Source organism: Thiomonas sp. TH-17 (assembly GCF_057473305.1).
On sequence record NZ_JBYCKI010000296.1, the window covers coordinates 1 to 3,655 of the forward strand.

At 53.6% G+C, this 3,655-nt stretch carries 4 protein-coding genes; 3 read left to right on the forward strand and 1 reads right to left on the reverse strand.

What is annotated here, in order from left to right:
- Nucleotides 1–196: 196 nt before the first annotated feature.
- The 3 genes from AC2VLV_RS16495 (at nucleotide 197) to AC2VLV_RS16505 (ending at nucleotide 2,414) form a co-directional block, all read left to right on the forward strand.
- Nucleotides 197–385 (forward strand): hypothetical protein, encoded by a 189-nt coding sequence (locus AC2VLV_RS16495; protein WP_486990999.1) that lies wholly within the window; start codon nucleotides 197–199, stop codon nucleotides 383–385.
- 290 nt (nucleotides 386–675) lie between these two features.
- On the forward strand, nucleotides 676–984 hold the full coding sequence (locus AC2VLV_RS16500; protein ID WP_486991000.1) for a hypothetical protein: 309 nt from the start codon (nucleotides 676–678) through the stop codon (nucleotides 982–984).
- Between the two features lie 503 nt (nucleotides 985–1,487).
- Complete coding sequence (locus AC2VLV_RS16505; protein ID WP_486991001.1) at nucleotides 1,488–2,414, forward strand: thioredoxin domain-containing protein; 927 nt, start codon at nucleotides 1,488–1,490, stop codon at nucleotides 2,412–2,414.
- A gap of 101 nt (nucleotides 2,415–2,515) precedes the next feature.
- Here the strand turns inward: AC2VLV_RS16505 and AC2VLV_RS16510 are convergent.
- Nucleotides 2,516–3,655 (reverse strand): sodium:solute symporter family protein (locus AC2VLV_RS16510; RefSeq protein ID WP_486991002.1); only part of this gene is annotated, 1,140 nt, incomplete at its 5' end.

Here is a 3,655-nt window from a genome sequence, read left to right on the forward strand (position 1 = left end):
AGGTCAACGCCATCGTGAAACGCATGAAGCTCACACGGCTGGTGCTGGCGCACCGGCCGGAGACCCTGGTCAGCGCCGATCGCGTGATCGTGCTGCGGCAAGGGCTTATAGAATCACCGAGTACTTCGCTTTCGGAACTCAGTGATGGGCGTTGAACGCCATTTCCTAACGCAACTACTTGACCGAGGAGTTACTAATGAAAACCCTAACGCTAGAACAAGTTGAAAACGTTGCCGGCTCTTCTGCGGCAACTGACGTATGCCAAGGCGTTTCGATGGTTGCAGGAGGAACAATGGGTTTTATTCTTTCTCTTGGTGATCCCGCTGGCGCGGTTGTTGGCGCAGCGGCAGGTCATTGGTTTGCAGATTCCATTAACTGTAATTAATAATTACATTTTCTAAGGGGACATAAAATGCGTGAGATAAGCCTTGAGCAAATTGAATCTGTTTCTGGTGGTGCACTAACCTGTCAAGACAAATCCGAAATTGTTGGCGCTGTTTTAGGCGGCATAGTTGGAGGCTGGGCTGGCGCAGCAGCCGGAATCGGACTCGGCGACCTTGCCTCTGATGTAGTGTGCTCATGAGCAATTTTCTAGTGTAAATGGCAATCCACATTGCGGTGTTTATCACCGCAATGTGGATCCAATTTCTTTGGACAACATGTTTGGAGAGCTTTATGCAAATTAAATTTGTGACTGAGTATGAAACCACCATTGCAACTATGCGGGAAATTCGTGACTTGCCACGCCTAAGCAAAAGAAAAGCAAAAGCATTCCTTTTCGCTCAGGCTACGAACCGAATTTCTGTAGTGTTCGTTGCATTCTTTTACATTGCTGCAATTGTCGCTGTTTACATGGTCTCTAACTACAACTATTTCTTGCTACTTTTAACTGGCCTGATAGGTGGTGTTGTCGTTAATAAGTACATGATTCATGTGCTGCGCAAATACTATCCAGAGTCTATCTCTCGTGCCAAAAATTTTTAATTATGCTTGCTTTTCCGCGCGGAACTTCAGCCATGTGACCTGTCTTCTGCGGCACCTCCGGGAGACCGCAGTCTGCGGTGGCGGCTTGCGCTACATCCCGTCGCCGCGCCGCCGGGCATAAACACGCTGTGAAGGAGGTCGGCGGCGATCTCGCCAGCTTGCGAGACGGTAATGTGCTCTGGGCAATCGTAAGCGCGCGCTCAAGGGAAGCCATCACGTCCTGGTTTAGGCAAGTACGTGCGCCTCGATTTGGCAGAGGCGGCGTAACGTTTCAACCCTCGCTTTCGCCTAGGGGCGTTGCTGCCGCGACCTGTGCGCGCGATCATGCTGTGCAAGCGCTATCCCGAACCAGTTCTGTGCAGGGCGAGCAACTTACATGGCTGATGGATAGCCCTAATCAGGTGATGTTATGCAAGCCACGTTCCAAATCAGTCCAGCAAATAGCGAGCAACTTTCATGACTGAGGTTCGGGCTTAATCAGATAGCACTAACGGAGCGGGTTAATGACGCAAGTAGTCCAAAACTTGTATTGCCTGCTGGCGACGTATTCAGTTGCGCTTGTACTTACCTTGTCTGTTTTGCTAAAAGTGCTGGAGCGCAATGAAATTGCGAAGTGGTTTAAAGTATTTTCCTCGAGCCAGATTGTTTTTTTACTTGTGTTTTATGTTGTGATTGTCATCGAATTAGTATTATTGGCCGCTGAGTTGTTAGTTGGCACAAGATCTATGTTATTTTCTGTAATAGTTTCTATTATGTTGTTTTTGGTTGCGGCAATAAGTAGATATGCCTTGCCGAACAGTCAAGGCTGTCCGTGTTTCGGCACATTGTCTGTACATACAAATTTTAATGGTTTTAATGTTTCATTATTGCTTATGACACTGACTGCCGTGCTATGGGCGGCCGATCATGCCTTGCAAGGTGGGTTTCGATCAAGCTTATTTTGTTTAATATTATCTGTTACGAGCGCTTCCGCACTTTTAGTTGGTCTAAAGCTTAAGTTGTCTCGATTTCTTGGTAAAGTTGAAGTGGGAAGCGATATTGGCAAATTGTTGACAGAATATAAGATAAGTAATCTAGGTAGGAATGTAGCTTTAATTTTTTTATCTGTGCGCTGTGGAATCTGTATGTCTTTTTTGCGCTATTTAGAGCGTTATACTACACAGTTTGGCGATAAAATTGACTTTATAATTTTTATCGATGGGTTAAGTATTCAAGAAAATATGAGATTTGGTAACTCAACCGTTGTTGCAGATCCCGATGGAAGCGCGAGACGTAAGTTTCGAATAGATAAGACACCGAGTATGATTTTGCCTAATGGTGAGTCCGTCAACCTTAAGTTTGTTGGACTCGATGCATGTAGCTTGGCATTAACGCGATTAGTAATAGATCAATTTACAAAACAACCCACTGCCGCAAAAGTCGATTCCTGAGCGGTTTGCGAAACCACCTGTCGAAGCCGGTGTAGAAGGGTAATCCCCCCCCCACACTTCTGAGAGACGCCGAAAAATGGAGCGATGCGGCACCTATACATCTACGTAGTCGCCTCTGAATATTTCGATTTCAGGCCGTCTTGAGCTGCGGCCGCGACGGGCTTACCGCGGCGATCGCCCATAGGCTTGCCAGGACGAGGGCACAAAAAGCCGCGATCCAGCGCACGCAGCAGCGGCGTGGCCAGCACGGTCACCGCGATGTTGACCAGCAGCGCGTACAGCGCGGCGTAGCCAGGAACCGTCCAGCCGCCCAGGTGCAGCGGGAACACCGCGCCGCGGAACTGCAGGTCCATGGCCATCAGCGTACCCGCGAGCATGCCTGCCGCCCAGCCCAGCACCAGCGCGCCCCGGTGGCACCAGCGCGTGTACAGGCCGAACAGGATCGCCGGCAGGATCTGGATGATCCACACGCCGCCGAGCAGCTGGAAGTTGATCGCGTAGCTCGAGGGCAGCAGCAGCACGAACAGCAGCGCGCCGAACTTGACCACCAGCGACGCCAGCTTGGCCTGCGCCGCCTCCTGTGCCGGCGTGCAGTGCGGGTGCAGGTACTCGCGGTAGATGCTGCGCGTCCACAGGTTCGCCGCCGCGATCGACATGATCGCCGCGGGCACCAGCGCGCCGATGGCGATGGCCGCCAGCGCCACGCCCGCGAACCAGCCCGGGAAACTGTGCAGGATCAGCGCCGGCACGGCGAAGCTGGTCTTGAAGCGGTCGAAGTAGGGCGCGTACTCGGGCAGGTGCGCGACGCCGCTGGCCAGCGCGATGAAGCCGAGCAGTGCCAGCAGTCCCAGCGCCAGGCTGAAGGCCGGCAGCAGCGCCATGTTGCGCGTCAGCGTGCGTGCATCGCGCGAGGCCAGCACGCCGGTCATCACGTGCGGGTAGCAGAACAGCGCCAGCGCCGAGCCCAGCGCCAGGCTGGCGAAGGCGCTGTAGCTGCCCAGGCTGTGCGCGGGCGGGTGCGCCAGCAGCAGCTTGTCCGCCGGCACCGCCGCGAACACCGGCCCGAAGCCGCCCATGCGCCAGGGAATCACAATCACCATGGTCAGCACGGTGACGTACACCAGCAGATCCTTGACCACGGCGATCAGCGCCGGTGCGCGCAGCCCGCTGGTGTAGGTGTAGGCCGCCAGCACCAGGAAGGCGACGATCAGCGGCAGGTCGCCGGCCAACCCGCCCATGGG

What these genes read in the sequence shown, in the direction of transcription:
- AC2VLV_RS16495 (WP_486990999.1), top strand. Translation starts at nt 197, where the DNA reads ATGAAAACCCTAACGCTAGAACAAGTTGAAAACGTTGCCGGCTCTTCT.
- AC2VLV_RS16500 (WP_486991000.1), top strand. Translation starts at nt 676, where the DNA reads ATGCAAATTAAATTTGTGACTGAGTATGAAACCACCATTGCAACTATG.
- AC2VLV_RS16505 (WP_486991001.1), top strand. Translation starts at nt 1,488, where the DNA reads ATGACGCAAGTAGTCCAAAACTTGTATTGCCTGCTGGCGACGTATTCA.